The sequence below is a fragment of the Pseudonocardia asaccharolytica DSM 44247 = NBRC 16224 genome, from assembly GCF_000423625.1.
Lineage (GTDB): Bacteria > Actinomycetota > Actinomycetes > Mycobacteriales > Pseudonocardiaceae > Pseudonocardia > Pseudonocardia asaccharolytica.
The window spans coordinates 108,672-134,869 of record NZ_AUII01000008.1; the positions used below are offsets into that span (position 1 = coordinate 108,672).

28 protein-coding genes and 3 pseudogenes are annotated in these 26,198 nt (G+C 72.2%); 24 read left to right on the top strand and 7 right to left on the bottom strand.

The window, feature by feature from the left end:
- Positions 1–18 precede the first annotated feature (18 nt).
- The 6 genes from G567_RS37150 to G567_RS0111590 all read right to left on the bottom strand — a co-directional run bounded on the left by G567_RS37150 (position 19) and on the right by G567_RS0111590 (position 2,588).
- Positions 19–171, bottom strand: coding sequence for a putative leader peptide (locus G567_RS37150; RefSeq protein ID WP_373865879.1), 153 nt, complete (start codon positions 169–171; stop codon positions 19–21).
- Between the two features lie 19 nt (positions 172–190).
- Positions 191–718, bottom strand: a complete 528-nt coding sequence (locus G567_RS0111570) for a hypothetical protein (RefSeq protein ID WP_028930121.1) — start codon at positions 716–718, stop codon at positions 191–193.
- The gene (locus tag G567_RS0111575) at positions 715–1,218 is read right to left on the bottom strand and encodes a hypothetical protein (RefSeq protein WP_028930122.1); all 504 of its coding nucleotides are present in this window, start codon (positions 1,216–1,218) and stop codon (positions 715–717) included. Before G567_RS0111575 ends, G567_RS0111570 begins: the two co-directional genes overlap by 4 nt.
- Before the next feature lie 121 nt (positions 1,219–1,339).
- The gene (locus G567_RS0111580; RefSeq protein WP_147200919.1) at positions 1,340–1,621 is read right to left on the bottom strand and encodes a hypothetical protein; all 282 of its coding nucleotides are present in this window, start codon (positions 1,619–1,621) and stop codon (positions 1,340–1,342) included.
- Positions 1,618–2,355, bottom strand: coding sequence for a PIN domain-containing protein (locus G567_RS35465; protein ID WP_211223899.1), 738 nt, complete (start codon positions 2,353–2,355; stop codon positions 1,618–1,620). Before G567_RS35465 ends, G567_RS0111580 begins: the two co-directional genes overlap by 4 nt.
- On the bottom strand, positions 2,340–2,588 hold the full coding sequence (locus G567_RS0111590; RefSeq protein ID WP_028930124.1) for a type II toxin-antitoxin system Phd/YefM family antitoxin: 249 nt from the start codon (positions 2,586–2,588) through the stop codon (positions 2,340–2,342). The genes G567_RS35465 and G567_RS0111590 overlap by 16 nt, the downstream gene beginning before the upstream one ends.
- Before the next feature lie 87 nt (positions 2,589–2,675).
- Between G567_RS0111590 and hemW the strand changes: the two genes are divergently transcribed.
- The 10 genes and pseudogenes from hemW to G567_RS36165 all read left to right on the top strand — a co-directional run.
- On the top strand, positions 2,676–3,845 hold the full coding sequence (gene hemW, locus G567_RS28270; protein WP_037056853.1) for a radical SAM family heme chaperone HemW: 1,170 nt from the start codon (positions 2,676–2,678) through the stop codon (positions 3,843–3,845).
- Between the two features lie 139 nt (positions 3,846–3,984).
- Positions 3,985–5,007: a heat-inducible transcriptional repressor HrcA gene (gene hrcA, locus G567_RS0111600; RefSeq protein ID WP_245585635.1), complete on the top strand. Its 1,023-nt coding sequence runs from the start codon at positions 3,985–3,987 to the stop codon at positions 5,005–5,007.
- A 49-nt stretch (positions 5,008–5,056) separates the two neighbouring features.
- Positions 5,057–6,211: a molecular chaperone DnaJ gene (dnaJ, locus tag G567_RS0111605; protein WP_028930126.1), complete on the top strand. Its 1,155-nt coding sequence runs from the start codon at positions 5,057–5,059 to the stop codon at positions 6,209–6,211.
- Positions 6,208–6,963 (top strand): 16S rRNA (uracil(1498)-N(3))-methyltransferase, encoded by a 756-nt coding sequence (locus tag G567_RS0111610; protein ID WP_028930127.1) that lies wholly within the window; start codon positions 6,208–6,210, stop codon positions 6,961–6,963. Before dnaJ ends, G567_RS0111610 begins: the two co-directional genes overlap by 4 nt.
- Positions 6,964–7,243: 280 nt before the next feature.
- The gene (locus tag G567_RS0111615) at positions 7,244–8,017 is read left to right on the top strand and encodes a cyclase family protein (protein WP_028930128.1); all 774 of its coding nucleotides are present in this window, start codon (positions 7,244–7,246) and stop codon (positions 8,015–8,017) included.
- On the top strand, positions 8,014–9,639 hold the full coding sequence (locus G567_RS0111620) for a thiamine pyrophosphate-binding protein (RefSeq protein WP_028930129.1): 1,626 nt from the start codon (positions 8,014–8,016) through the stop codon (positions 9,637–9,639). The genes G567_RS0111615 and G567_RS0111620 overlap by 4 nt, the downstream gene beginning before the upstream one ends.
- Positions 9,640–9,654: 15 nt before the next feature.
- Complete coding sequence (locus G567_RS0111625; RefSeq protein WP_028930130.1) at positions 9,655–10,188, top strand: isochorismatase family protein; 534 nt, start codon at positions 9,655–9,657, stop codon at positions 10,186–10,188.
- A gap of 144 nt (positions 10,189–10,332) precedes the next feature.
- A pseudogene (locus G567_RS36155) lies at positions 10,333–11,001 on the top strand (PhoH family protein); the annotation flags it as partial.
- Between the two features lie 351 nt (positions 11,002–11,352).
- A pseudogene (locus tag G567_RS36160) lies at positions 11,353–11,814 on the top strand (LAGLIDADG family homing endonuclease); the annotation flags it as partial.
- Positions 11,815–12,081: 267 nt separating this feature from the next.
- Positions 12,082–12,435: pseudogene (locus G567_RS36165) on the top strand (PhoH family protein); the annotation flags it as partial.
- A 16-nt stretch (positions 12,436–12,451) separates the two neighbouring features.
- On the opposite strand, the gene G567_RS0111635 reads toward G567_RS36165, so the two are convergent.
- Positions 12,452–13,165: an IclR family transcriptional regulator gene (locus G567_RS0111635; RefSeq protein ID WP_245585636.1), complete on the bottom strand. Its 714-nt coding sequence runs from the start codon at positions 13,163–13,165 to the stop codon at positions 12,452–12,454.
- A 100-nt stretch (positions 13,166–13,265) separates the two neighbouring features.
- Between G567_RS0111635 and G567_RS0111640 the strand changes: the two genes are divergently transcribed.
- The 14 genes from G567_RS0111640 (at position 13,266) to G567_RS0111705 (ending at position 26,197) form a co-directional block, all read left to right on the top strand.
- Complete coding sequence (locus G567_RS0111640; RefSeq protein ID WP_028930132.1) at positions 13,266–14,480, top strand: ABC transporter substrate-binding protein; 1,215 nt, start codon at positions 13,266–13,268, stop codon at positions 14,478–14,480.
- Positions 14,480–15,268 (top strand): ABC transporter ATP-binding protein, encoded by a 789-nt coding sequence (locus tag G567_RS0111645; RefSeq protein WP_211223900.1) that lies wholly within the window; start codon positions 14,480–14,482, stop codon positions 15,266–15,268. The genes G567_RS0111640 and G567_RS0111645 overlap by 1 nt, the downstream gene beginning before the upstream one ends.
- Positions 15,261–15,971: an ABC transporter ATP-binding protein gene (locus G567_RS28280; RefSeq protein ID WP_051232839.1), complete on the top strand. Its 711-nt coding sequence runs from the start codon at positions 15,261–15,263 to the stop codon at positions 15,969–15,971. Before G567_RS0111645 ends, G567_RS28280 begins: the two co-directional genes overlap by 8 nt.
- Positions 15,968–16,828 carry a branched-chain amino acid ABC transporter permease gene (locus tag G567_RS0111655; RefSeq protein ID WP_028930134.1) on the top strand — a complete coding sequence of 287 codons (861 nt, stop codon included), beginning with the start codon at positions 15,968–15,970 and terminating at the stop codon, positions 16,826–16,828. The genes G567_RS28280 and G567_RS0111655 overlap by 4 nt, the downstream gene beginning before the upstream one ends.
- Complete coding sequence (locus G567_RS28285) at positions 16,825–17,874, top strand: branched-chain amino acid ABC transporter permease (protein WP_211223901.1); 1,050 nt, start codon at positions 16,825–16,827, stop codon at positions 17,872–17,874. Before G567_RS0111655 ends, G567_RS28285 begins: the two co-directional genes overlap by 4 nt.
- Before the next feature lie 224 nt (positions 17,875–18,098).
- Entirely contained in the window at positions 18,099–18,635 is a 537-nt protein-coding gene (ybeY, locus tag G567_RS0111665) for an rRNA maturation RNase YbeY (protein WP_028930135.1), read from the top strand.
- 4 nt (positions 18,636–18,639) lie between these two features.
- Positions 18,640–20,043, top strand: a complete 1,404-nt coding sequence (locus tag G567_RS28290; protein ID WP_084796068.1) for a hemolysin family protein — start codon at positions 18,640–18,642, stop codon at positions 20,041–20,043.
- The gene (locus tag G567_RS0111675) at positions 20,030–20,395 is read left to right on the top strand and encodes a hypothetical protein (RefSeq protein ID WP_028930136.1); all 366 of its coding nucleotides are present in this window, start codon (positions 20,030–20,032) and stop codon (positions 20,393–20,395) included. Before G567_RS28290 ends, G567_RS0111675 begins: the two co-directional genes overlap by 14 nt.
- A gap of 89 nt (positions 20,396–20,484) precedes the next feature.
- Positions 20,485–21,708 (top strand): L-2-hydroxyglutarate oxidase, encoded by a 1,224-nt coding sequence (gene lhgO / locus G567_RS0111680; protein ID WP_028930137.1) that lies wholly within the window; start codon positions 20,485–20,487, stop codon positions 21,706–21,708.
- A 55-nt stretch (positions 21,709–21,763) separates the two neighbouring features.
- Entirely contained in the window at positions 21,764–22,693 is a 930-nt protein-coding gene (era, locus tag G567_RS0111685; RefSeq protein WP_028930138.1) for a GTPase Era, read from the top strand.
- Between the two features lie 819 nt (positions 22,694–23,512).
- Positions 23,513–24,316 (top strand): DNA repair protein RecO, encoded by an 804-nt coding sequence (recO, locus tag G567_RS28295; RefSeq protein ID WP_051232797.1) that lies wholly within the window; start codon positions 23,513–23,515, stop codon positions 24,314–24,316.
- Positions 24,317–24,565: 249 nt separating this feature from the next.
- On the top strand, positions 24,566–24,946 hold the full coding sequence (locus G567_RS28300; protein ID WP_147200920.1) for an rRNA adenine N-6-methyltransferase family protein: 381 nt from the start codon (positions 24,566–24,568) through the stop codon (positions 24,944–24,946).
- Positions 24,947–24,995: 49 nt separating this feature from the next.
- A complete protein-coding gene (locus tag G567_RS0111700) occupies positions 24,996–25,781 on the top strand; it encodes an isoprenyl transferase (RefSeq protein ID WP_028930139.1) in 786 nt (261 codons plus the stop codon).
- Entirely contained in the window at positions 25,778–26,197 is a 420-nt protein-coding gene (locus G567_RS0111705; protein WP_028930140.1) for a hypothetical protein, read from the top strand. The genes G567_RS0111700 and G567_RS0111705 overlap by 4 nt, the downstream gene beginning before the upstream one ends.
- Position 26,198 lies beyond the last annotated feature (1 nt).

Genomic DNA, 26,198 nt, shown 5'->3' on the forward strand with positions numbered 1-26,198 from the left:
GGAGAGGTCGGCGCGGGATCAGCGGGCGGGCCGACAGCTCGCGCTCGTGACGCGCTGCAGATCGACGTGGCGACGGGCCACGAGCTGCAGGGTCCACGAGATCACGGCGAACAGGCTGCCATCTCCGGCCTCCGTAGACCACACCGGGATTCCGGCTGTGAGCCGGGCCACACGACGCGGGTGGGCCGGCTCAACCCGAACTCGCGGGCGGGGGACCCACCGGGTGCAGGGGCGTCGCGCCCAGCGCTTCGCGATGCGTCGTGGTGAAGCCGGACCACAGGACCGCCGTCGTCACCAGCAACCCACCGAACACGGCATACAGGGCGGTGCCGCCGAAGCGGTCGAACGCGAACCCGGTCGCCGGGATCGCCGCCGCACAGGCGACCCGCTCGACCGCATCGATCAGCCCGTGCCAGGTGCCGAGCAGCGCCGAGGGCGCCCGCAGCCGCACGACGAGGCCCGTCGACCTGAGGTACACGGTGAAGCCGATTCCGAACAGGACCATCGTCGTCGCCAGCACCCATCGCGTGTGCCCGAGAACCGGAGCGATCAATGCGCTGGCCCCGGCCTGCGCCGCCGACATGTCGTAGACGCCCTCGCTCATCGCGCGGGCCAGGACAAGGGCGGCGAAGACGACGAAAAGCAGAAGCAGCCAGCGGGGCGGAGCGGATACCCCGGCCATCCGGTTGGGCGCAGGCTCCTGCCGCACGGTGCTCACTCGTACGCCAACTCCCGGACGACGTCATCCTCGATGACATTTCCAGGGGATTCGAACGTGGGTAGCGATGCGCCGCTCGGCACCGGAACGAAAAGCTCGGGCATCCGCGCGGTCCCGTGATGCACATCGTATTCCACGCGGTAGTGAAATCGGCCGTCACCGCGAACCCTCATCAGCACGCCCGGCTCGATGGTCACCACGGCGCGCGGATCACGTGGGAACGGCAGTACCTGCGTGGCTCCGAACGTCGGAGAATCCATACGACGGTCGACGACCTCGTGCTCCATCTCGGGGTTGTGATACATCAATGGCGACAGCTTCTGCGTCAGGCTGGGGTGCGCGCTGAAGTACGCAGGCCACTCCGCGTTCGCGTCGTACACCATGGGGTCGGCCAGGCCGCTCGTGATGTTGGAGACCACCGCGAACGACTCGTTGCGGATCGATTGGAAGGCCCCGACCCCGATCGCGACGATGGCGAGCCTCGATTCGGGGAGTTCCACCTGTTCGGGGATAGCTGCCGGTCGATGAAGAACCGGTGCCGCTTGCCTTCGATCGCGGCCGTGGTCACCATGCCTTGCTCCGTCGCTCCGCCGCGCCAGCTCATGGCCACGGCTTTCGAGATCATGAACTGCGCCGGGCGAGAATGGAATAGTCGTTGCGCGACGTGATGTTCCCGAGGTTCTCGAACCAGTGCGCATAGCCGGGTGAGATGCCGATCGCGCACGATCCGTCCGCCGGCATGGTGATCTCGAACTTCCGGTCGTACTCGGGTGAGTTCTCCCGGCAGTCGTACAGATGTACCGTCACCGGCCCGGTTCCGGGCTCGCCGAAGAACGAGAGCCGGTCGTACTGCCCGAGGTGGAGTGCGTAGTCGTCGTACACGAAGTGCGGACTATGGATCACGTATTGGTAAGGAAAGTTGTTGCGCGAGGACCGCACATTGCGGGCATGCGGAACTCCGCACGCGTCTGCCGACGGCAGGGGTCACGCCCTCGGGCAGCGCAGCCTTGAGCTCGTCCAGGTTCGAGAACGAGCAGACGGTGATCTCGGCCTCGGCGTCGCGGGCGAGCATCGGCGACGCGCGCCAACGCATGGAGGGCGGCCCCGGGCAGGTAGCGGTCGCCGTCCTGCTCAGGTCTGCTGGGGTCGAGCGCGGCGGCATCCGCGGTCATGGCGTCGCGACCGAGTGGGTGCCGCAGGTTCGGCAGGTCGAGGTCGAGAAGCTCCATCTCCGATCTGAGCCAGACCCGGCCGCTGCCGGTCAGCCGGTACCACGTGCCGGAGGAATGCGGACCGCGATCGTGGGATCCCCAGTGCGACAACGGACCGTTCGCCGGTCGTGGCCACGATCTCGATGTGCGGGCCTGTGACCGGCGGCCGGCGTCAACCATGGCGGCCGCCAGTTGGCCATAGCCGGCGGCGACGGCGTCGTCGATCGGCAGGGCGTCGAACCGGCGATACGGTATCGACAGCCGCCGTAGCCGCTCGGCACGGACGGCCGGCTCCCGGGCGATGAGAACTCCGAAGTTCAGCTCGGCCAGGGTGGCCACGCTGATGGCCAGCTCCCCGGTCAACGGGCCGACGTCGGTGGCGATGACCACGCTCGTGTCCAGGACCGCCCTCACCGCTGTGCCCACGGGTCCCGCACCGCGTGGTCGATGCGTTCGCGATCCTGCTCCCAGGTGGTGTCGGCCGGACCGCGGAAGAGCTCCTGAACATCGTCCCAACGCCGCCACCTGGCGGGCGCGATGGGCACCAGCCGCGCGCTGGGGCGACCGGCGACGGTGATGGTGATCTCCTCGCCGTCCTCGCCGCGCCGCACCAGTCCGGAGGCTTGTTGCCGCAGCTCGCGCAGCCCTACGGTGCCCATTTGCCCGATGGCAGCACAAGTGCTGCCTCGGTCGGGGAACACGGTCGGTCAACCGCATGACGAGGACCGGGGCGAGGCGAGCGTCGCCTGAGCGCTACCGTTGGAGCGGTGCCGTTCGGGATCTATGTCCACGTGCCGTTCTGCGCGGCGCGCTGCGGCTACTGCGACTTCAACACCTACACCCCGAGCGAGCTCGCCGGGTCCGGGGCGTCGCCGGAAGGGTGGCTCGCCGCGGTGCGCGGCGAGCTGTCCCTGGCCGCAGCGGTGGCCGGGCCGCGGCCGGTCGACACCGTGTTCGTCGGCGGCGGGACGCCCTCGCTGATCGGCGCGGACCGGCTCGGCGCGGTGCTCGACGCGGTCCGCGACGCGTTCGGGCTCGCCCCCGGCGCCGAGGTGACCACCGAGGCGAACCCCGAATCGACGTCGCCGGAGTTCTTCGCGGGGATCGCCGAGGCCGGGTTCACCCGGGTGTCGCTGGGCATGCAGTCCGCCGCGCCGCATGTGCTGCGCGTGCTCGACCGCAGGCACACCCCGGGCCGCGCCATCGCGGCGGTCAGGGAGGCGCGGGCGGCGGGCATCGAGCACGTCAATCTCGACCTGATCTACGCGACGCCGGGGGAGACCGTCGACGATCTGCGCGGCTCGCTCGACTCCGTGCTCGCCGCGGACGTCGACCATGTGTCGGCGTACTCGCTGATCGTCGAGGACGGCACGGCGCTGGCCCGCCGCGTGGCGCGCGGCGAGCTGCCCGCGCCCGACGACGACGTCGCCGCCGAGCGCTACGAGCTCATCGACGACGTGCTCTCGGCGGCCGGCTTCGCCTGGTACGAGGTGTCGAACTGGGCGCGCGGCGCCGGCGCGGCCTGCCGGCACAACCTCGGCTACTGGTGCGACGGCGACTGGTGGGGCGCAGGCCCCGGCGCGCATTCGCATCTGGCCGGACGGCGCTGGTGGAACGTCAAGCACCCGGCTCGCTACGCCGCGCTGCTGGCGGCGGGGCAGTCGCCCGAGGCCGGGGCCGAGGAGCTGACCGAGGCCGAGCGGGCGACCGAGCGGGTGATGCTGGGGCTGAGGCTGGCGGCCGGGCTGCCGGCCGGGCTGCTGGACGAGGCGGGGCGCGCCGCCGCCGGACAGGCCGCCGCCGAGGGCCTGCTCGACCCGGTGGCGCTCGCCGCGGGCCGGGCGGTCCTCACCCGCCGTGGTCGGCTGCTCGCCGACCGTGTCGTCCGGGACCTGCTGGCCGCCACCCCCGCCTGACCACCTCCGCGAGCCGCGGTATTCCCGCGGCCGAGTCGGGAAACCGGGCGCCGGTGTGGGCGGGTGACGCCATCGAGGGCAGGCCGTTTCGGGCGTGGACCGCCTAGACTGGATTCGACATGCAGTGCCGAGGAGGTGGGTGATGAACGCCGACGAGCGCCGGTTCGCGGTGCTGCAGGCGATCGTCGCCGACTACGTCGAGACCAAGGAGCCTGTCGGGTCCAAGACGATCGTGGATCGGCACAACCTCGGGGTGTCCAGCGCGACGGTGCGCAATGACATGGCCGTCCTCGAGGACGACGGGCTGATCGCGCAGCCGCACACGAGCGCCGGACGGATCCCCACCGATAAGGGTTACCGGCTGTTCGTGGACCGGTTGGCGCAGGTCAAGCCACTGTCGGCGGCCGAGCGCCGCGCGGTGCAGACGTTTCTCGCCGGCGCGGTCGACCTCGACGACGTGCTGCGCCGCAGCGTCCGGCTGCTCGCGCAGCTCACCCGGCAGGTCGCCGTCATCCAGTACCCGACCCTGACCCGTTCGACGGTGTGTCACCTCGAGGTGGTCGTGCTGACCCCGGCCCGGCTCATGCTGGTGTTGATCACCGACAGCGGCCGGGTCGACCAGCGCGTCGTCGACCTCGGGGACGTGCTCTCCGACGACGACGTGGCCACCCTGCGCACGCGAATCAACGCCGCGCTGGTCGGCCGCCCGCTGGCGGCCGCGTCCGCGGAGGTGGCCGAGTTGCCCGACACGGTGCCCCCCGAGCTTCGTGACGTCGCCACCACGCTCTCGACCGTGCTCATCGAGACCCTGGTCGAACATCCGGAGGAGCGGCTCGTGCTCGGCGGCACGGCCAACCTGACCCGGAACGTCGCGGACTTCCCCGGCACCTTGCGCCAGGTGCTCGAGGCCCTCGAGGAGCAGGTCGTGGTGCTGAAGCTGCTGGCCGCGGCGCAGGACCGGAACCTGGTCACCGTGCGGATCGGCGAGGAGAACGAGATCGAGGACCTGCGGGCGACGTCGGTGATCTCGATCGGCTACGGGCTGGGGACGGTGTTGGGCGGTATGGGGGTCGTCGGCCCGACCCGGATGGACTACCCGGGCACAATCGGGGCGGTGCATGCGGTCGCCCGGTACGTAGGTGAGATCCTGGCCGGGCGCTGACTGCGCAGCGGCACGACTCCGAGCGCGAAGGATCATGAGGAACGCAAGGGTGGTTCGGGACTACTACGGGATCCTCGGCATCGAACGCGGTGCCGGGCCCGACGAGATCAAGCGGGCGTACCGCCGGCTGGCCCGGGAGCTGCATCCCGACGTCAATCCCGACCCGGAGGCGCAGGAGCGCTTCCGGGAGGTGAGCACCGCCTACGAGGTGCTCACCGACCCGGAGAAGCGGCGCATCGTCGACCTGGGCGGCGATCCGTTGAGCAACGGCGGTGCGGGCGGCGGCGCCGACCCCTTCAGCGCGTTCGGCTTCGGCGACATCATGGACGCGTTCTTCGGCGCCGCGGGCGGCGGCCGGGGACGCGGCCCCCGCAGCCGCGTTCAGCCCGGCGCCGATGCGCTGATCCGCATGCAGCTGAACCTGGAGGAGTGCGCGACCGGGGTGCAGCGCGAGCTGGCCGTCGACACCGCCGTGGTGTGCTCGGACTGCGGCGGTAGCGGCTGCGCGCCCGGTTGCAGCCCCACCGTCTGTGATATCTGCGGCGGTAGCGGCGAGGTGCAGACCGTGCAGCGGTCGTTCCTCGGCCAGGTCGTCACCTCCCGGCCGTGCCCGACCTGCCGCGGTTTCGGCGAGGTCATCCCGGATCCGTGCCGGCAGTGCGCGGGCGACGGGCGGGTCCGTGTGCGGCGCAGCGTCGGCGTGCGGATCCCGGCCGGGGTGGCCGACGGCATGCGCGTGCGGCTGGCCGGTCAGGGCGAGGTCGGTGCGGGCGGCGGGCCCGCGGGAGACCTGTACGTCGAGGTCGAGGAGATCCCGCACGACGTGTTCACCCGCGACGGCGCGGACCTGCACTGCACGGTCTCGCTGCCGATGACCGCGGCGGCGCTGGGCACCACGCTGCCGCTGCCGACCCTCGACGGTGTCGAGGAGCTGCACGTGGAGCCGGGCACCCAGACCGGGACCGTGCGCACGTTGCGCGGGAAGGGGATGCCGCGGCTGCGCTCGACCGGCCGGGTCGACGGGCAGGGCGACCTCATGGTGCATATCGACGTCGCGGTCCCGACGAAGCTCGACAAGGAGCAGATCGAGCTGCTGCGCCAGCTCGCGCGGCTGCGCGGGGAGGAACAGCCCGACCTGGCGGTCGGGTCGCGCAACGGGCACGGGTTGTTCTCCCGGCTGCGCGACTCCTTCGGCGGCCGGTGAGCACCGCACCGCTGTTTCTGGTCGACGCGCTGCCGACCGGCGAGGAGGCGGTGCTCGATGGTCCGGAGGGCAGGCACGCCGCGACCGTGAAGCGGCTGCGCCGCGGTGAGGAACTGGTGCTGGCCGATGGCCGCGGCGGGCTGGCGCCTGCGGTGGTGGAGGCGGTGACCGGGCGCGACACGCTGGCGGTGCGGATCGTGCACCGGCTGCGGGTCGACCCGCCCGCGCCGCGGGTGCTGCTCGCGCAGGCCCTGGTCAAGGGGGAGCGCGGCGAGCTGGCCGTCGAGCTGGCCACCGAGGCCGGGATCGACGGGGTGCTGCCGTGGCGGGCGGCGCGTTGCGTCGCGAAATGGGAACCGGGGCCGCGCGGGGACCGGGCGCTCGAACGCTGGCGTGGCACCGTCCGCGCCGCCGCGAAGCAGGCCCGCAGGCCGTGGGTGCCCTGGGTCGAGGAGCCGCTCGACACCCGCGCGCTTGCGCGCCGGGCCGCCGCGGCCGACCTCGCGCTGGTGCTGCACGAGGCCGCCGCGGACGGTCTGGCCGATATCGCGGGGCAGTTGCCGGAGCGAGGTGACGTGCTGCTCGCCGTCGGTCCGGAGGGCGGGGTCTCGGATGCCGAGCTCGACGAGCTGGTCGCGGCGGGTGCCCGCGCGGTTCGGCTGGGCCCCGAGGTGCTGCGCGCCTCCACGGCCGGCACGGTCGCTCTCGGCGCGATCTCGGCGCTGACCTCCCGATGGACGCACCCGATCTGACGATTGGGTGATCCGGTGCCCAGTTGACGCTGCAAACGGTCTATCCTTGCGGGCGGTCCGGTAGAGAGCGCGACCGGAACTGGACTGCGGATGTTGCATCCGCTGGGCCGCCGGAGAGTCCCCCTCGGCCGGCGGCACCACGTCGCGGTGGGTATCCCCCCATATCCACCGCGACGTGGCCACCCTGGTCACCCCGCGAGTCGCGGTGTTTCCGCGGCCGAGTCGCTCCACTTCCACGTCGTCCCGGGGGATGCTGGGCTCCTGACCCCGAGGAGCCGCCATGCCCGTGCTGCAGGATCTGCTCGACGCGTTGCGCACCCGCCGCGTCGCGGTCGTCGACCTGACCGCGCCCCTGCACGCCGGCACCCCGGTGCTGCAGCTGCCGCCGCCGTTCGCGAACACCATCGCGTTCGGCCTCGAAGAGATCAGCCGTTACGACGAGCGCGGCCCCACCTGGTACTGGAACGACATCCACACCGGCGAGCACACCGGCACCCACTTCGACGCGCCCGTGCACTGGGTGACCGGCAAGGACGGCGAGGACGTCGCGCAGGTGCCCGCGGCGCGGCTGCTCGCGCCCGCCGTGGTGCTCGACTTCTCCGCCGAATCCGCCGACGACCCGGACTTCCTGCTGGAGATCGAGCACGTGCGCGCCTGGGAGGCCGGGCACGGCGCATTGCCCGAGGGCGGCTGGCTGCTCTACCGCACCGGCTGGGACGCGCGCAGCGCCGACGCCACCAGATTCCTGAACGCGGACGAGAAGGGCCCGCACACCCCCGGCATCTCCGTCGCCTGCGCCCGGTGGCTCGCCGAGGAGACCGCGCTGCTCGGCGTCGGCGTGGAGACCGTCGGCACCGACGCGGGCGGGGCGCACTCGTTCGACCCACCCTTCCCCTGTCACGCGTTCCTGCTCGGCGCGGGCAAGTACGGACTCACCCAGCTGCAGAACCTGGCCCGGCTGCCCGCCACCGGTGCGGTCGTGATCGCGGGTCCGTTGCCGATCGTGGGCGGGTCGGGCAGTCCCGCCCGGGTGCTGGCACTGGTGGAGACATGATCGTCGCCGAGCTGGTCGGCCGGGTGCTCGGCGAGCTGGGCGTCGGGCACGCGTTCGGCGTGGTCGGCAGCGGGAACTTCCACGTCACGAACGCGCTGCGGGCGGCGGGGGTGGAATTCACCGCGGCCCGGCACGAGGGCGGGGCCGCGACCATGGCCGATGCGTTCGCCCGGATGAGCGGGCGGCCCGCGGTGCTCTCGGTGCATCAGGGCTGCGGGCTGACCAATGCGCTGACCGGGATCACCGAGGCCGCCAAGAGCCGCACCCCGCTGATCGTGCTGGCCGCCGACACCGCAGGCGCCGCCGTCCGCTCCAACTTCCGGATCGACCAGGACGCGCTGGTGACGGCGATCGGCGCGGTCGCCGAGCGGGTGCACTCGCCAGGCAGCGCGCTCGCCGACACCGTGCGCGCCTACCGGACCGCCGTGCAGCGCCGGACCGTGGTGCTCAACCTGCCGCTGGACGTCCAGGCCGAGAAGACGGCCGACCCCGGCGCCGTGCCCGCCGTGGCACAGCTGCCGGCGTCCCGGCCCGCCGCGGCCGCGGTCGCCGCACTCGCGGAGCTGATCGCGGGGGCGCGGCGGCCGGTGTTCATCGCCGGGCGCGGGGCCCGCGCCGCCCGGGACGAGCTGTGCGCCCTGGCCGCGGCGTCCGGTGCGCTGCTTGCGACCTCCGCGGTGGCCTCCGGGCTCTTCCGCGGCGACGAGTGGTCGCTGGGCATCTCCGGCGGGTTCGCCACCCCGCTGGCCGCCGAGCTGATCTGCGGCGCCGACCTCGTCGTCGGCTGGGGCTGCGCGCTGAACATGTGGACGACCCGGCACGGCGCGCTGATCGGCCCGGACGCCCGGGTGGTTCAGGTCGACGTCGAGCCCGACGCGATCGGTGCGCACCGGCCCGTCGACCTCGGGGTGCTCGGTGATGTCGCCGCCACCGCCGTCGAGGTGCACGCGGCGCTGCCGGGAACCCGGGCCGGGTACCGGACCGACGAGGTCCGGGCCGCGATCGCCGCGCGCGGACGCTGGCGCGACGAGCCCTACGAGGACCTGACCGGCGCTGCGGGGATCGACCCGCGCACGCTGTCGATCGGGCTGGACGACGTGTTGCCCGCGGAGCGGGTGGTCACGGTGGACTCGGGCAACTTCATGGGCTACCCGAGCGCCTACCTCGCCGTCCCGGACGAGTTCGGGTACTGCCTCACCCAGGGCTTCCAGTCGATCGGGTTGGGCCTGGCCACCGCGGTCGGCGCGGCGCTGGCCCGGCCTGACCGGCTCACCGTGGCCGCGCTCGGCGACGGCGGCGCGCTGATGAGCGCCGCGGAGCTGGAGACGGTGGCGCGGCTGCAGATCCCGATGGTGGTGGTGGTCTACGACGACCGCGGCTACGGCGCGGAGTTCCACCATTTCCCCGATGCCGACCACGGATGCGTCCGGTTCCCGGAGACCGATATCGCGGCGATCGGGCGCGGGTTCGGTTTCGAGGCGGTGACGGTGCGGGCGCCGGCGGATCTCGCGGGCGTCGCCGACTGGGTGGCCGGTCCGCGCTCGGCCCCGCTGCTGGTCGACGCCAAGATCGCCTCCGACGGCGGGTCGTGGTGGCTGGCCGAGGCGTTCCGCGGCCACTGACGTTACGGTGGGTGGGTGCTGATCTCCGCGACCCGGTCGGTGCTGCTGCTCGTCGACTTCCAGGCCCGGTTGATGCCCGCGATCCACGGCGGCGAACAGGTCGTCGCCAACGCCGCGCGGCTCGCCGAGGGCGCCGGGCTGCTCGAAGTGCCGGTCGCGGCGACCGAGCAGAACCCCGACGGCCTCGGCCCGACCGTTCCCGAGCTCGCCGGGTCCGCCCAGCTCGTGCTGGCCAAGACCGCCTTCGGCGCGGTGTCCGACCCGGGGTTCGAGACACTGCTGCCGCCCGGGCGCGACGAGGTCGTCGTGACCGGCTGCGAGGCACACGTGTGCGTGCTGCAGACCGTGATCGGGCTGTCGGAGACGGGACGGCGGGTGGTCCTGGTCGCCGACGCGATCGGCTCGCGCGACCCGGCGAACCGGGACGCCGCGGTGCGACGGGCCCGCGAGCACGGCGCGGAGGTCGTGACGACCGAGATGGTGCTGTTCGAATGGCTGCGCGACAGCACACATCCCCGGTTCCGCGAGGTGCAGAAAATGATCCGATGAACCGCATCCGGGTCGTCGAGGCGAAATCACCGGGCGTTCCGCTGGCCTCAACCGGTAACGTTGCCGACGTCCCACGAGCAGAGCCACAGAAAGCAGGCGCTACCGGTTTTGACACGTACTGAGCCGGCCCCCGTCCAGTCCCGGATGGCCGTCCCGGACGCTGCGCTACTCGCTCTGCTCGGCTCCCGCGACGAGAGCCTGCGCGCCGCGGAGGACCTTCTCGACGCCGACGTGCATGTCCGCGGCAACGAGCTGACGCTGTCCGGCGAGCCCGCCGACGTCGCGTTCGCCGAACGGGTCTTCGCCGAGTTGATCACACTGGCTGGTCGCGGTCAGCAGGTCGGCAAGGACACCGTGGCACGCACGATCGAGATGCTGTCCGACGAGAACGCCGCGCACCATGATCGCATCGGGGAGTCGCCCGCCGAGGTGCTGAGCCTGGACATCCTGTCCCGGCGCGGCAAGACGATCCGCCCGAAGACGCTCAACCAGAAGCGTTATGTCGACGCGATCGACGCCTGCACCATCGTCTTCGGCATCGGCCCCGCCGGGACCGGCAAGACGTATCTGGCGATGGCCAAGGCGGTGCAGGCCCTGCAGGCGAAGCTGGTCACCCGGATCATCCTGACCCGGCCCGCGGTGGAGGCCGGGGAGCGGCTGGGCTACCTGCCCGGGACGCTGTACGAGAAGATCGACCCGTATCTGCGTCCGCTGTACGACGCGCTGCACGACATGATCGATCCGGAGTCCATCCCCAAGCTGATGGCGGCCGGGACGATCGAGGTCGCGCCGCTGGCTTATATGCGCGGGCGTGCGCAACCACTGTCCACGAACGTCCTGACGCCCGACGGTTTCCGCCCGATCGGCGGCCTGAAGGTCGGGGACCTCGTGATCGGCTCCAACGGTGGACCGACCCCGGTCCTCGGCGTGTACCCGCAGGGCGATAAGGACATCTACCGCGTCACGGCCCAGGACGGCTCGTCCACGCTGTGCTGCGGCGAGCACCTCTGGACCGTGCGCACCGCCTCGGACCGGCGGCGCGACAAGCCGTGGCGTGTCCTCGAGACCGAGGAGATGATCGGCAACCTCCGGGCCGCCCACGCCCGGCGGTACGAGCTGCCGCTCCTGACGGCGCCGGTCCATCACCCCGAGCGCAGCGTTCCGATGGACCCGTATGCGCTCGGCCTGCTGCTCGGCGACGGGTGCCTGACCGGTGCGACGACGCCGTCCTTTGCGACCGCGGATCCGGAGCTGGTAGAGGCGCTCGGCGCGGTCCTGCCCGGTGTCGCCGTGCGACACAAGGACGGGCCCGACTATGTGCTGAACCGGGTGCAGACCCCGGGGGAGGTCATCACGCTGGAGAACCCGGTCACGGGTGCCCTGCGGGCGTTGAACCTTCTCGGCACCCGTTCGCACACCAAGTTCATCCCGGAGGACTACCTCCGCAACGCACCCGAGGTGCGACTCGGCGTTCTCCAGGGGCTGCTCGACACCGACGGCGGCCCCGTCACACAGACGGACCGCACCTGCCGCATCCAGTACACGACGACGTCGCCGCGGTTGAGAGACGGCGTGATCGAGCTGGTCCGGTCGCTGGGCGGCGTCGCGTACTCGCGCGTCCGGCCGGCCGAAGGCCGCAACCCAGGACGCTCGAAGGGGCGCGAGGTCGCCTTCCGCCGCGATGCGTATGTGCTCGACCTGCGGCTACCCGCGGGTGTCGAGCCGTTCCGGCTGCGCCGAAAGGGCGAGAAGTACCACGCCGGCGGAGGCGGTGGCAGGCCGATGCGCTTCATCGAGAGCATCGAGCCCGCGGGACGCGCGGAAACGGTGTGCATCCAGGTCGCGGCGGCTGACTCGCTCTACGCCACCGAGGACCACCTGCTGACCCACAACACCCTGAACGACGCGTTCATCATCCTCGACGAGGCGCAGAACACCACGCCCGAGCAGATGAAGATGTTCCTCACCCGGCTCGGCTTCGGCTCGAAGATCGTGGTGACCGGTGACGTCACCCAGATCGACCTGCCGGGCGGGACGCGCTCGGGGCTGCAGGTCGTCCGGGAGATCCTCGCCGATGTCGAGGACGTCCACTTCGCGCTGCTGACCAGCACCGACGTCGTCCGCCACCGGCTGGTGAGCGATATCGTCGACGCCTACGCCCGCTGGGACGCCGCCGGTGAGCGGCGCGGGTTGGCCACCGCCCCACGGACCGGGCCCGAGCAGGTGCGGCGGCGCGGGCGGCGCTGAGCCGGCCCGCCGGTCCTCAGCCCAGCTCGGCCGCGATGGCGCGGGCCGCGGTCATCACCCGTTCGCCGATCCGGCCCGTACCCGTCCGGGCACCGACGTAGACCACCGCGACCGCGGCCGTGCCGGCGCCGTCCGGGGTAGGGATGGGCGCGGCGACCGAACGCATCCCGGGGAGCACCTCCTGGAACGACGTCGCCCAGCCCCGTTTGCGGGCCACCGTCACCTCGCGGCGTTCCCCCGGCCGGGCAGGCCCGCCGGCGAGCAGGGCGAGCCCGGGTGCGCCCCGGTCCACCGGATGGCGGACCCCGGGCCGGTAGGCGACGTGTACATGCGAATGCCGGGGCTCCACGCTCGCGATGGTGACCGCCTCGTCGTGGTCGCGGACCACCAGGAACGCGGTCATGCCGAGCGCCCCGGCCAGATCGGACATCTCCGGCAGCGCCGCGCTCTGCAACGTGGGCTTGACGGAACGCGCGAGCGGAGCCAGACCCACCCCCGGTGCATACCGGCCAGCCGCATCGCGCTCGACCAGCCGATGCCTCTCGAGCGTGCGCAGGATCCGGTACGCGATCGACCGGTGTACCCCGAGCCCGGTGGCGACTTCCTGGATGGACAGCTTCCGCTCGGCCGCGGCGAGGATGTGTAACACCCGGATGCCCCGGTCCAGCGTCTGCGAGTAAATCGTCCGATTCCGCACGTTCTCCGGATTGGTCATCACTTGAAGCGTCACGAATCCCTCGGTATGGTCATTCGCAATCAGAACCAGCGATTCTATATGTGCATTACCGCGGCTCATAACGCGTTGTCACACTGCTGGTCGGGAGGTCCGCATGGGCAGGCGTGTCACCCGTATCGCCCTCCTCGGGGCGCTCGCGCTGGTCCTCGCCGCCTGCGGCGGCGGATCCGGCGGACAGGCCGGCCAGGCCGGCCAGGGCGGCGGGTCCGGTCCGATCAAGCTCGGCCAGATCGCCTCGCTGACCGGCAACTACACCCCGCTCGGCACCAACGACCAGCTCGGCGCCGCGCAAGCTGTCAAGGAGATCAACGACGCGGGCGGGCTGCTCGGCGGCCGCCAGCTGGAGATCACCGTCCGGGACGACAAGACGCAGCCCGACCAGGCCGTCATCGCCTTCAACGACCTGGCGAGCCAGGGGGTCGTCGCGGTCGTGGGCTCCTCGTTCTCCAACTCCAGCCTGGCCGTCATCCCCATCGCGGAACGCCGGGAGATCCCCTATGTCTCCACCGCGGCCGCCGACGAGCAGGTCGAACCGGTCCGCAGCTACGCGTTCATGACCCCGCCGACCGCCGGGGTCGTCGCCGAGCAACTGCTGAAGTACTTCCAGGCCAGCGGCATGACCAGGATGGCGGTCGCCTACGACACGCAGAGCGCGTTCGCCCAGACCGGCTGGAACAAGCAGCAGGCGATGGCCGCGAAGTACGGCGTCGAGTTCGTCGCGGTGGAGTCCTTCGAGACCGGCGCCACGAACTTCAGCTCCGTGCTGACCCACGTCCGAGACAGCGGCGCCCAGGGTCTGATGGTGTGGGCGACGGGCGCACCCGCCGTGATCATCACCAAGCAGTTCGCCACGTCCGGGCTGGCGATGCCGCTGGTGATGAGCCACGCCGAGGCCAGCACGCTCTACACCCAGCCGGCGGGCCCGGCCGCGGAGGGCGTCATCGTCGCCAGCTCGCTGGCGGTCGCCGGGCCGGAGCTGCCCGCTTCCAAGGTCAAGGACGTCGTGCTCGCGATGGCGGGCCCGTTCCAGGAGGCGAACGGCTACTACCCGCCGCAGTTCGCGTTCGACGGCTACGGCGCGGTGAAGCTGATCGCCGCCGCGATCGAGCAGGCCGGAAGCGATGACCCGAAGGCGATCCAGCAGGCGTTGAACAATCTGACGCTGCTCACTCCCGAGGGCGAGTACCGCTATACCCCGCAGGACCATTCCGGGCTGCAGGTCGAGGACGTGGCAATCACCCAAGTTCAAAACGGACAATTCGTTCTCACCGATTGGTCGAGAAAGCAACTGGAAAGTGCGCTGAAGTAGTGGAGATCGAGCCGATGCTCGATGTGCGCCAGGTGTCGCGATCATTCGGCGGGGTGTTCGCCGTCCGCGACGTGACGCTCTCGGTCGCCGACGGGGAGCTGCGCGGCATCATCGGTCCCAACGGCGCGGGGAAGTCCACGCTGTTCAACCTGGTCAGCGGGCATCTGCAGCCCGACGGGGGAACGGTGCGCTACCGCGGCGCCCGCCTGGAGCGGCGCTCGCCGCACCGCCGGGCGCGCGACGGTATCGCCATCGTGTTCCAGGGGGCACGGATCTTCCGCCGGATGACCGCCGTGGAGAACGTGATGGTCGGTGCGCACGGGCACACCCGCTGCGGCTTCGTCGCCGGTGCGCTGCGGTTGCCGGGGCAGCACCGAGAGGAGCGTGCGATCCGCGACCGGGCGTGGGAGGCCCTCGAACAGGTAGGGCTGACCGCGTGGGCGCACCGGGAGGCGGAGTCGCTGCCGCTCGGCCAGCAGCGGCAGCTGCAGGTGGCGCGCGCGCTGTGCGGCGAACCGAGGCTGCTGCTGCTCGACGAGCCCGCCTCCGGGCTGCGCGCCGCGGAGCGAGAGGCGCTGGCGGCGCTGGTGGCCGAGCTGCACGCGGGCGGGCTGACGATGCTGTTGATCGAGCACGACGTGGGGTTCGTGACGCGGCTGGCGGACCGCGTGACGGTGCTCGACCTCGGCGAGGTGATCGCCGAGGGGACGCCCGAGGAGATCGGCCGTGACGAACGGGTGATCACTGCGTACCTCGGCGACGGGGCGGGTGGAGACCGGCGTGCTTGAGGTGACCGATCTGGTGGTCCGGTACGGGCGGGCCACCGCGCTGGACGGGGTGAGCCTCGAGCTGGCGCCCGGCGAGATGGTGGCGCTCGTCGGTCCGAACGGCGCGGGGAAGTCGACCCTGGTCGACACGCTGTCGGGCATCGTCGCGCCCGCGGCGGGCCGGGTGGTGCTGCGCGGGCGGCTCGCCCAGGTCCCCGAGGGCAGGCAGCTGTTCGCCGAGCTGAGCGTCGCGGACAACCTGGCGCTAGGCGCCTGGCGGTCCGGGCGGGGCAGGGCGGGGCGAGACCCTGCTCGGGTGTTCGAGGTGCTGCCCGACCTGCGGCCGCTGGCCGGCCGGCTGGCCGGCACGCTCTCCGGGGGCGAGCAGCAGATGGTCGCGGTGGGCCGCGCGCTGATGGCCGACCCGGACATCCTGGCCGTCGACGAGCTCTCGCTTGGTCTCGCCCCGCGCGTCGTGGCCGACCTGGCCCGCCACCTTCGGGAGCTCAACGCCGAGCGGGACACCACGGTGCTGCTCATCGAGCAGAACGCCCGGCTCGCCTTCGACCTGTGCCGGCGCGCCTACGTCCTGGAGTCCGGACGCATCACCGCATCCGGGCCGTGCGTCCAGCTCGCCGAGAGTCCCCAGGTCGCCCGCGCCTACTTCGGCGGGACGACCGAGGGGGCCGGCGACCCCGTCCCGGGAGGGGCCCGAGACCCGTGAGCGCCTTCCTCACCTACCTGATCACCGGACTCGCCCTCGGTTGCTCGTTCGCGCTGGTCGCCTCTGGTTTCGTGGCGATCCATCGGGTCACCGGGGTGGTCAACTTCGCCCAGGGAACCTTCGCGGTCGTGGCCGGGCTGATGGCGGGTTCACTGCTGGGCCGTGGGCTGCCGCACGGCCTCGCCGAGATTCTCGCGATCCTGCTGGCGGGCGCCGTCGGGCTGGTGGTCGGCGTCATCGCGATCGGCAAGCGGGGCACCCCGCCGCTGGCCTCCCTCGTGATCACCCTGGGGCTGGGCATCCTGGCCTACGCCGTCGAGATCATCATCTGGGGAGACCAGCCCATCTCCTTCCAGATGGTGCCGGGTTCGGTGGACATCGCGGGCGCTCCGATCCTCCGCCAGTACCTCGTGGTGATCGCGGTGGCTCTGGTGACCTTTGCCGGGCTGGGACTGTTCTTCGGTCGCTCGTATCTGGGCAAGGCGCTGACCGCGTGCGCCTCCAACCCCTACGCCGCCCGGCTGGCGGGGATCAACGTGATGCGGATGGGCCTGCTGGCCTTCGCCCTCGGCGGGCTGCTCGGCGGGTTGGCCGGCGTGCTGGTCACGCCGCTGCAGCCGGTGGCCTTCGACTCGGATGTCGCGCTGGCCACCAACGGGTTCGCCGCGGCGATCTTCGGCGGCCTCAACCGGCCCGGGCTCGCGCTGGTCGGCGGGCTGGTGCTGGGGGTGGCCGAGGCATTCGTCGCCGGGTACCTCAGCGGCTCGTACCAGACCGAGGTCGCACTCGCGTTGATGTTGGCGATCATGATCTGGCGGGCCAGCAGGCGGGTCTCGGTCGCCGAGGAGCCGGCGTGAACGCGCCCCGGATGGTCGGATTCGTGCTGGGCGGCCTGGTTGCCGTCGCGGCCCTGCTGGCCCCCCTCGTGCTGTCCGGATCGCAGCTGACGATCTACGTGCTGCTGGGCACGGCCGCGATGGTGACCGTCGGGGTGTCGCTGCTGATGGGCTATGCCGGGCAGGTCTCCCTCGGGCAGGCGGCCTTCTATGCCATCGGCGGCTACACCGCCGGGCTGATGGGCGTGCATGGACTGCCCACCGTCGCGGGCCTGGTCTGCGCGCCGCTGGTGGCCGGGCTGCTCGCCGCGCTGGTCGGAATCCCGATCATGCGGCTGCGGGGGCACTATCTGGCGTTCGCCACCCTCGCGTTCCAGCTGATCCTGCTGTCGGTCGTCGGCCAGCTCGAGGTCCTCGGCGGCGACATCGGGCTGCAGGGCATCCCACGGCTGGGCATCGGCTCGGCGCAGCTGTCGAACACGCAGTCCTACGCCTGGCTGACGTGGGCGGCCACGGCGCTCGTCCTGCTGATCGCCCGCAATGTCATCACCTCGCGGGCCGGTCGGGGACTGCGGGCGCTGGCGACCAGCGAGATCGCCGCCGAGTCGTCCGGCGTTCCGGTCGCGCGCTACAAGCTCGCGGTGTTCGCGCTGTCCGCCGCCTTCGCCGGGCTGGCCGGCGGGATCTACGCCTTCTTCCTCGGCTATATCGCCCCCGGGTCGTTCCCGGTGCTGCTGTCGTTCGAGTTCGTCGTGATGGCGGTGGTCGGCGGGCTGGGCACGATCTGGGGGCCGGTGGTGGGGGCGGCGGTCATCACCGTCCTGGTGCAGGTGCTGAACAGCCTCGGCACCGAGCCCGGGATGCCGCCGTACGCGTCGTCGGTGTTCTCCTATGCGGTCTACGCGTTGCTGCTGGTGCTCACGCTGCTCTTCCTGCCGCGCGGGCTGCTGCCGACCGCGACCGAGTGGGTGCGCCGGGCGCTGCGTGGGCGGGAGCCGCCGGCCGCGGGCGACCGGCCTGCCGCGGCGGTGCCAACCGGAGACGCGAGCGGTTCACCGGCCCGATGAGGCCTGTGGTGGCTGCTACCGACCACGGCCACGCTCGCGCAAGCGGTCCGGGGCAGCCGGCTCACCGCAGCGGCGCACGACCGCGCCATCGACATTCTCGATCGACTGTGGCCGATCTCGGCGTCTCGACGTTCGACCCCGACCGGCCAGCCTGACGGCCCGCCGCCGGCGATACCCTCAATCCTGGTCAGCAGCGCTCGGCAGCGGTTCAGGGGGATTCCCAGGTGAGCATCGAGATCGCCAACGAGTCCGGCATCGCGGTGGACGAGGCGCTGATCGTGTCGGTGGCCCGCTACGCGCTCGACGCGATGGGGGTCAACCCCGCCGTCGAGCTGGCGATCACGGCCGTGACCACGGAGGCGATGACCGAGCTGCACGAGCGCTGGATGGACGAGCCAGGGCCCACCGACGTCATGGCGTTCCCGATGGACGAGCTGGTCGACGAGACCCGCAGACCCGACGCCCCCGACATCGGGCCCGCGCTGCTCGGCGACATCGTGCTGTGTCCCGCGTTCGCCCGCGAGCAGGCCCGCAAGGCGGGCCACGGTCTCGCCGACGAGCTGCACCTGCTCACCGTGCACGGCGTGCTGCACCTGCTCGGCTACGAGCACGCCGAACCCGAGCAGGAACGCGAGATGTTCACGCTGCAGGGCAAGCTGTTGCGCGACTGGCGGCGCGCCCGCGCCGACGCCGCCGCCCGCCGGGCCCAGCGGCGCAGCGACACCCGGGTGCTGGGCACCGTCGGGCTCGAGGACGACTGACGCCGTGAGCGCCACCGCGACGATGATCGCCGTCGCCGTGCTGCTGGTGCCGCTCGCCGGGCTGTTCGCCGCGGCCGATGCCGCGATCACCTCCGTGTCGCGGGCGCGAGTCGAGTCCCTGGTGCGGGCCCGGCGGCCGGGCGCGCGGGCGCTGGCCGCCGTCGCCGCCGATCGGCCCCGGCACGTCAACCTGTTGTTGCTGCTGCGGCTCGCGGCCGAGACGGCCGCGACGGTGCTGCTCTCGGTGGCGCTGCTGCGGGTGGTCACCCCGCCCTGGCTGGGGGTGCTGCTCGCCGCCGTGATCATGGTGGTGGTCAGCTACGTCCTGATCGGCGTCGGGCCCCGCACGCTCGGCCGCCAGCACCCCTACCGGGTGGGCATGCTCGTCGCCGCGCCGATCCGTGCGCTGGCCACCTTGCTCTCGCCGCTGGCCACGCTGCTGATCCTGGTGGGCAACGCGATCACCCCGGGTCCCGGGTTCCGGGAGGGACCGTTCTCCTCGGAGGTCGAGCTGCGCGAGCTCGTCGATATGGCCAGCACGCGCGGCGTCGTCGACGAGAACGAGCGACAGATGATCCACTCGGTCTTCGAGCTGGGCGACACCGTGGTCCGCGAGGTGATGGTGCCGCGCCCGGACGTCATGTGGGTGGAGCACGACACACCGGTGGACAAGGTACTGCGGCTCGCGCTCAAGAGCGGCTACTCGCGGCTGCCGGTGCTCGGCGAGGGCATCGACGACATCATCGGCGTCGCCTATCTCAAGGACCTCGTCGGCGCCCTGCACTCCGACCGGCCCGATGTGGCGCTCACCGAGGTCGCCCGGCCCGCGGTGTTCGTGCCCGACAGCAAGCGGATCGACGAGCTGCTCAAGGAGATGCAGCGCACCCGCAACCACATGGCCATCGTGGTCGACGAGTACGGCGGCACCGCGGGCGTCGTCACGATCGAGGACATCCTCGAGGAGATCGTCGGTGAGATCACCGACGAGTACGACGCCGAGGAGGTGCCTGTGGTCCAGGAGCTGGACGGACGTAGGCTGCGGGTCGCCGCGCGGTTGCCGGTCGAGGATCTCGGTGAGCTGTTCGGCAGCGGAGCCGACAGCGAGCTCGGCACCGAGCTGGCGACGGCGCTGGAGGCGACGGACGTCGACACGGTCGGCGGGCTGCTGGCCGAGCGGCTCGGCCGGGTGCCGCTGCCCGGAGCCGAGGCCGAGGTCGCCGGGCTGCGGCTGCGGGCCGAGGGCGGCAAGGACGCCCGTGGCCGGATCCGGATCTCGACCGTGCTCGTCAGCCCGGTGGAGCGGGAGGCAGGTGCCGAGCACGGCGACGTTGCCGACGGTGCCGACGCAGAGCAGGACGGGGCCGGTGGAGACACCGCCCGTCGGGAAGGAACAGATGTCCGCAAGTGACCGCGGCGGCCTCGACCCCGAGGACGCGAAGATCGTGACCCTGGCCCGTTCCGCGCGAGCCCGCACCGGGGCCGCCGAGGGTGCCGCGGTGCGCGATACCGACGGCCGCACCTACACCGCGGCCACCGTCGCCCTTCCGTCGCTGCGGCTCACCGCGTTGCAGGCGGCCGTGGCCGCCGCGGTGTCCAGCGGCGCGCCCGGTCTGGAGGCCGCTGCCGTGGTGACCGACGCGGACGCGCTCGACGTCGCCTCGCTCGGCGCCGTCCGCGATCTGGCCCCCGCCGCGGCCGTGATCGTCGCGGACGCATCCGGCGCCGTCCAGCAGACCTACGTTGCCGGAGCCACCACGTGACCCCCGCGAGTCGCGGTATTTCCGCGACCGGGTCGGGGGGTCTCCGCGCCGATGCCGCCACCGTGGCCGCGGCCCGCCCCGGCGGGGCGCTGCCGCCCACCCCGCGGTTCGACGTCGTCGTCGTCGGCGGCGGGATCGTCGGGCTGGCCACGGCCTACGAGGTCGCCCGGTCCGGCCGCTCCGTCGCCGTCCTCGAGCGTGAGCCGCGGCTGGCGAACCACCAGACCGGCAACAACTCGGGTGTCATCCACTCCGGGCTCTACTACGCCCCCGGCAGCTTCAAGGCCCGGCTGGCCGTGGCCGGCTGCGCGGAGACGGTGGCGTTCTGCCGCGAGCACGACCTGCCCCACGAGATCACCGGCAAGCTCGTCGTCGCCACCGAGCCCGAGGAGCTGCCGCGGCTCGCGGAGCTCAGCCGGCGCGGCGATGCCAACGGCGTCCCCAACCGCGAGCTGGACCAGGCCGGGATGCGCGAGCACGAACCGCACGTGCGGGGTATCGCCGCGCTCTACGTGCCGTCGACCGGCATCACCGACTACCGCGCGATCGCGGAGAAGCTCGGCGAGCTCGTGGTGAAGGAGGGCGGCGAGGTGCACCTCGGCCGCGCCGTCCGCCGGATCGTGCGCCGGGCCGCCGACGTCGTGGCGCGCACCGAGGATGGCGACCTGCTCGGTACGCAGGTGGTCGTCTGCGCCGGCCTGCGCTGCGACGAGGTGGCGAAGGCCGCGGGCGCCGACCCCGACATCCGGATCATCCCGTTCCGCGGCGAGTACTCGGGCTTCGGCGACCGGGCCGCGGCACTGGTCAAGGGTCTGATCTACCCGGTGCCCGATCCGGCCTTCCCGTTCCTCGGGGTGCACGCGACCCGCGGCATCGACGGGCACGTCCACGCAGGCCCGAACGCCGTGCTCGCGCTGGCCCGCGAGGGCTACTCGTGGGGCGCGATCAAGCCCAGGGAGTTCCTGGAGACCATCACGTACCCGGGCATGCTGCGGATCGCCAGGCGGCACTGGCGCTACGGTTTCGGCGAGATGCACCGGTCGCTGTCGCGGAAGGCGATGGTCACCCAGATCCAGCGGATGCTCCCGGAGGTGCAGGCCGCCGACCTGCATCCGGCGGGAGCGGGCGTGCGCGCGCAGGCCGTCAAACCGGACGGCACGCTCGTCGACGACTTCCTGTTCGTCGAGCAGGGCAGAGTCGACGGCAGCGCCGGTCCGCCCGCGGTGCTACATGTGCTCAACGCCCCCAGCCCGGCCGCCACCGCCGCGCTGCCGATCGGCCGGGAGATCGTCGCGCGGCTGGGGCGTCCGTGAGCGCGCACGTCTGCTCCAGCGTTCCTTCTCGCTCACGAGCCGAGCGGAGCGAGGCGTGACCGGTTTCGCCCAGGTCCCGGAGGGCTTCCGGTCCGGGTTCGCCTGCTTCGTCGGGCGGCCCAACGCCGGCAAGTCCACGCTCACCAACGCGCTGATCGGGTCCAAGATCGCGATCACGTCGAGCCGCCCGCAGACCACGCGGCACGCCATCCGTGGCATCCTGCACCGGCCCGACGCGCAGCTCGTCGTCGTCGACACACCCGGCCTGCACAAGCCGCGCACGCTGCTCGGCAGCAGGCTCAACGACGTCGTCCGCGAGACATGGGCCGAGGTCGACGTCATCGGCTTCTGCGTGCCCGCCGACCAGCCGGTGGGCCGGGGGGACGAGTTCATCGCGGGGGAGCTGCGATCGGTGGCGAACCGCACCCCGGTGCTCGGGATCGTCACCAAGACCGACCTCGCCCGGCCCGAGCAGATCGCCGAGCGGCTCACCCAGGTCACCGGGCTCATGGACTTCGCCGAGGTCGTGCCCTGCTCGGCCGTTGACGGGTTCCAGGTGGACCTGCTCGCCGACCTCCTGGTCGCGCGGCTTCCCGAGGGCCCGCCGCTCTACCCGGACGGCGAGCTCACCGACGAACCCGAGGAGACGCTGGTCGCGGAGCTGATCCGGGAGGCCGCGCTGGAGGGCGTGCGCGACGAGCTGCCGCATTCGATTGCCGTGGTGATCCAGGAGATGGTGCCGCGCGAGGATCGCCCCGAGTCCGCGCCGCCGCTGCTCGACGTGCACGCGACCATCTACGTCGAACGGCCCAGCCAGAAGGGCATCGTGATCGGCAAGGGCGGGGAGCGGCTGCGTCAGGTGGGAAGCGACTCGCGCCGCCAGATCGAGGCGCTGCTGGGCACCAAGGTCTACCTGGACCTGCATGTCACGGTGGCCAAGGACTGGCAGCGCGACCCGCGCCAGCTGCGCAAACTCGGCTTCTAACCCCTGTGAGTGCGTAACAGTGTTCTAACACTGTTACGCACTCACAGGGGGGTTTGAGCTGCGGAGATGGGCTCAGATGAGGAGCCACAGCAGGAGATCGGTCAGCGCGCCGCCGACGACGACGCTCATGAGGCCGACCCCCTCTCTGCCTCCGTGCGCTTGCCCAACAGCGTGACCAGGCCGAGCAGGAGCCCGACCGGCGGCAGCAGAAAGCGACAGCAGGCAGCCGCAGCCGGCGGTGTTGCTGATCTCCGGAGGCCGGGCCGGGCCGGGCCCGGCTGCCCGGTGGGCGGTCGCGGAATCGGACGGGCGTCGGCGGGTGGTACAGGTACCGGTGGTGGGGTCGCCCGCGGTGGGAGCGGTTTCGCGCCCGGCTTGAGCCGTCGGTTCGCCGGTTTCGCGCCCTTCGGCGGGAGCGGCAGCGAGCGCGCCGGGGCCGGTACCGGTCTCGGACGAGCGGCGTGGGGGCGGGCTGGACCACGGGCCCCGGGGGCTGCGGTGGGGCTGGTGCAGCGGCGTCGAGAAGCCCCGGCGGTGTCGGGGCGGAGGCAACGGAACCCACCGTCGGATGCGTGGGTTCCAGCGGGCTCGCGAAGGACTCGCCGGGCACGGCGGCCACGTCCTCGACGAGCGGCTCCAGCCCGGCCGGCGCGGCGAGCGGATCGGGGAACCGTTCCCAGGGTTCGAAGCCGGACAGGGTCGGATCGGCACTCCGCCACGGCTCGCGGTCCACACCCGCATCCTCGCCGGTTCGGTGAGGCCGCGGAAACTGGCCCCGGCGCGCGGTTGGCGATCGCGAACGCGTCGTAGGCTCGTGGAATGAGCCTGTACCGCGACACCGGTGTGGTGCTGCGCGTGCAGAAGCTGGGTGAGGCCGACCGGATCGTCACGCTGCTGACGCGTCGGCACGGGAAGATCCGCGCCGTGGCCAAGGGGGTGCGCCGCACCCGGTCGCGCTGGGGTGCGCGGCTGGAGCCGTTCAACCATGTCGACGTGCAGTGCCACACCGGCCGCACCCTCGACGTCATCACCCAGGCCCAGACGGTCGACGCGTTCGGCGCCGGTCTGATCAGCGACTACGCGCGGTACACCGCGGGCTGTGCGGTGCTGGAGACGGCCGATCGGATCGTCGCGGAGGAGGGCGAGCCCGCGCTGCGGGTGTATCTGCTGCTGGTCGGGGCGATTCGGGCGCTGGCCGGCCGGGAGCGCGACCCGTCGCTGGTGCTCGACGCGTTCCTGCTCCGCGCGATGACGCACGCGGGCTGGGCGCCCGCGATCAACGACTGCGCCCGCTGCGCCGCGCCCGGCCCGCATCCGGCGTTCAACATCGCGGCCGGGGGAGCGGTATGCCCGCGCTGCCGTCCTCCCGGCTCGATCACGCCGTCGCGCGAGACGTTCACGCTGCTCGACGCGCTGTTGCACGGCGACTGGGCCACCGCCGACGCGGCCGCCCCGGTCACCCGCCGCGACACGAGCGGGATCGTGGCCGCGCATCTGCAGTGGCACCTGGAGCGGCAGCTGCGGTCGCTGCCGCTGGTGGAGCGGCGGACGTTCACTCCTGCGGCGGAGTCAGGAACGCGCAGCGTGGGCCAGGAGCCTGTGCGAGCCGACGGTCGAGGATGAGCAGCGGGTGCACGTCGATCGCGACGTCGGCCGCGCCGGGGTGCTTCGCCGCGTTCGTCACGGCCTCGGACACGACGAACCAGGCGGCGGCCCGCACGGCGGGAGGGGGCTCGGCGAGCGCGCACGTGATCCGCACCGGCGAGGCCGACGCCGGGCGCTGCCTACGCGGCGGCCGGAAATTCGATCGCGGTGCCGCGGCGGGCCGACCTAGGCTCGCCGCCATGTCCGCTTTCATGGTGATGGTCCGTCGTGTCCGGCTACGAGCGCCGGAGGCAGGCATGGCCCGCACGGACGCGCCGGTCGTGGGGATGGCACCGGCTCGCTGACGACTGGGCGGTGCGCGTCGTCGCCGAGGCGGGTGTCCGGCCGGGCGACCTGGTGGTCGACGTCGGTGCCGGGAACGGTGCCCTGACCGAGCATCTGGTCGCGGCCGGTGCCCGGGTGGTCGCCGTGGAGCTGCATCCGGTGCTGCAGCGAGCGGTGGTGCGGCGCTTCGTCGAGGGGGGTGCAGCCGGATCGGGGCGGTGGGCTCGTGACTTCGTCCTCCGGCGAGGTCTCGCCATCCCGAGAGCGGCGTTCCGGCCGTCACCCCGGGTCGACTCGGCCGTCCTGGTCATCCGCCCCCGATGACCCCGGCACCGTGCGGCCGGTCGCGCCCCGGCCCGTAGGGTGACCGTCCGTGGCCCGCTTCTCCCCACCCCCGTCGCATCCGTCGGGCGCGCGGCCTCCCGCGATCCCGCCCGAGCTCGTCCCGAACCACGTCGCGCTGGTGATGGACGGCAACGGCCGCTGGGCGAACGCCCGCGGGCTTCCCCGGATCGAGGGGCACCGGCGCGGCGAGGCCTCCCTGATGGACGTCGCCCGCGGCTGTATCGACATCGGTGTGCGGTGGTTGTCGGCCTATGCCTTCTCCACGGAGAACTGGAAGCGCAGCCCCGACGAGGTGCGCTTCCTGATGGGCTTCAACCGCGACGTCATCCGCCGCCGGGTTGATGAGATGCACGCAATGGGGGTGCGGGTGCGCTGGGCGGGCCGCAGGCCGCGGCTCTGGCGAAGCGTGATCAAGGAGCTGGAGATCGCGGAGGAGAAGACGAGGCACAACGACGTCCTGAACCTCACCATGTGCGTCAACTACGGTGGGCGCGCCGAGGTCGCCGACGCGGTGCGGCAGATCGCCCGGCTCGCCGCGGCGGGTCGGATCAACCCCGACAAGATCGACGAGCGGACGATCGCGCGGTTCCTCGACGAGCCGGACATGCCCGACGTCGACCTGTTCGTGCGCTCCTCGGGTGAGCAGCGCACGTCGAACTTCCTGCTCTGGCAGTCGGCCTATGCGGAGATGGTCTTCCTGGACACGCTGTTCCCCGACTTCGATCGCCGGCACCTCTGGCGGGCCGTTGAGATCTACGCGAAACGGGACCGTCGCTTCGGCGGTGCGCTCGACAAGCCCGGGACGGCGTCATGAGTGTCATGAACGGCGACCCGATCCCGGAGATGCTCGACACCGCCCGGCGCGCCCTGGAGCGCTACCTCGAGGTCAACGTCGATCCCGACGGCGCGCTGACCTTCCGGCACGGCGAGGTGCTGTGCGTTCTGCAGGGTCTGGAGCTGGCGGAGGGACTGCCGGTGCTCAGCCTGACGTGCGTCGTCGCCTGGGACCTCCCGGCCGAGTTGGACATCGCCACCCGGGTGGGGCTGCGGGCCGGGGAGGGGTTGTTCGGCTCGCTCGGCGCGGTCAGGGGCAGCCACGGCTGGGACATCACGCTGCGCTACGCGTTCCCGGCCGTCGGGCTGAGCGAGCAGGCGATGGGCACGCTGCTGATGCTGGTGGTCAGCAACGCCTCGACGGTCCGCACCGAGCTGACCGCGGACGTCGAGTAGC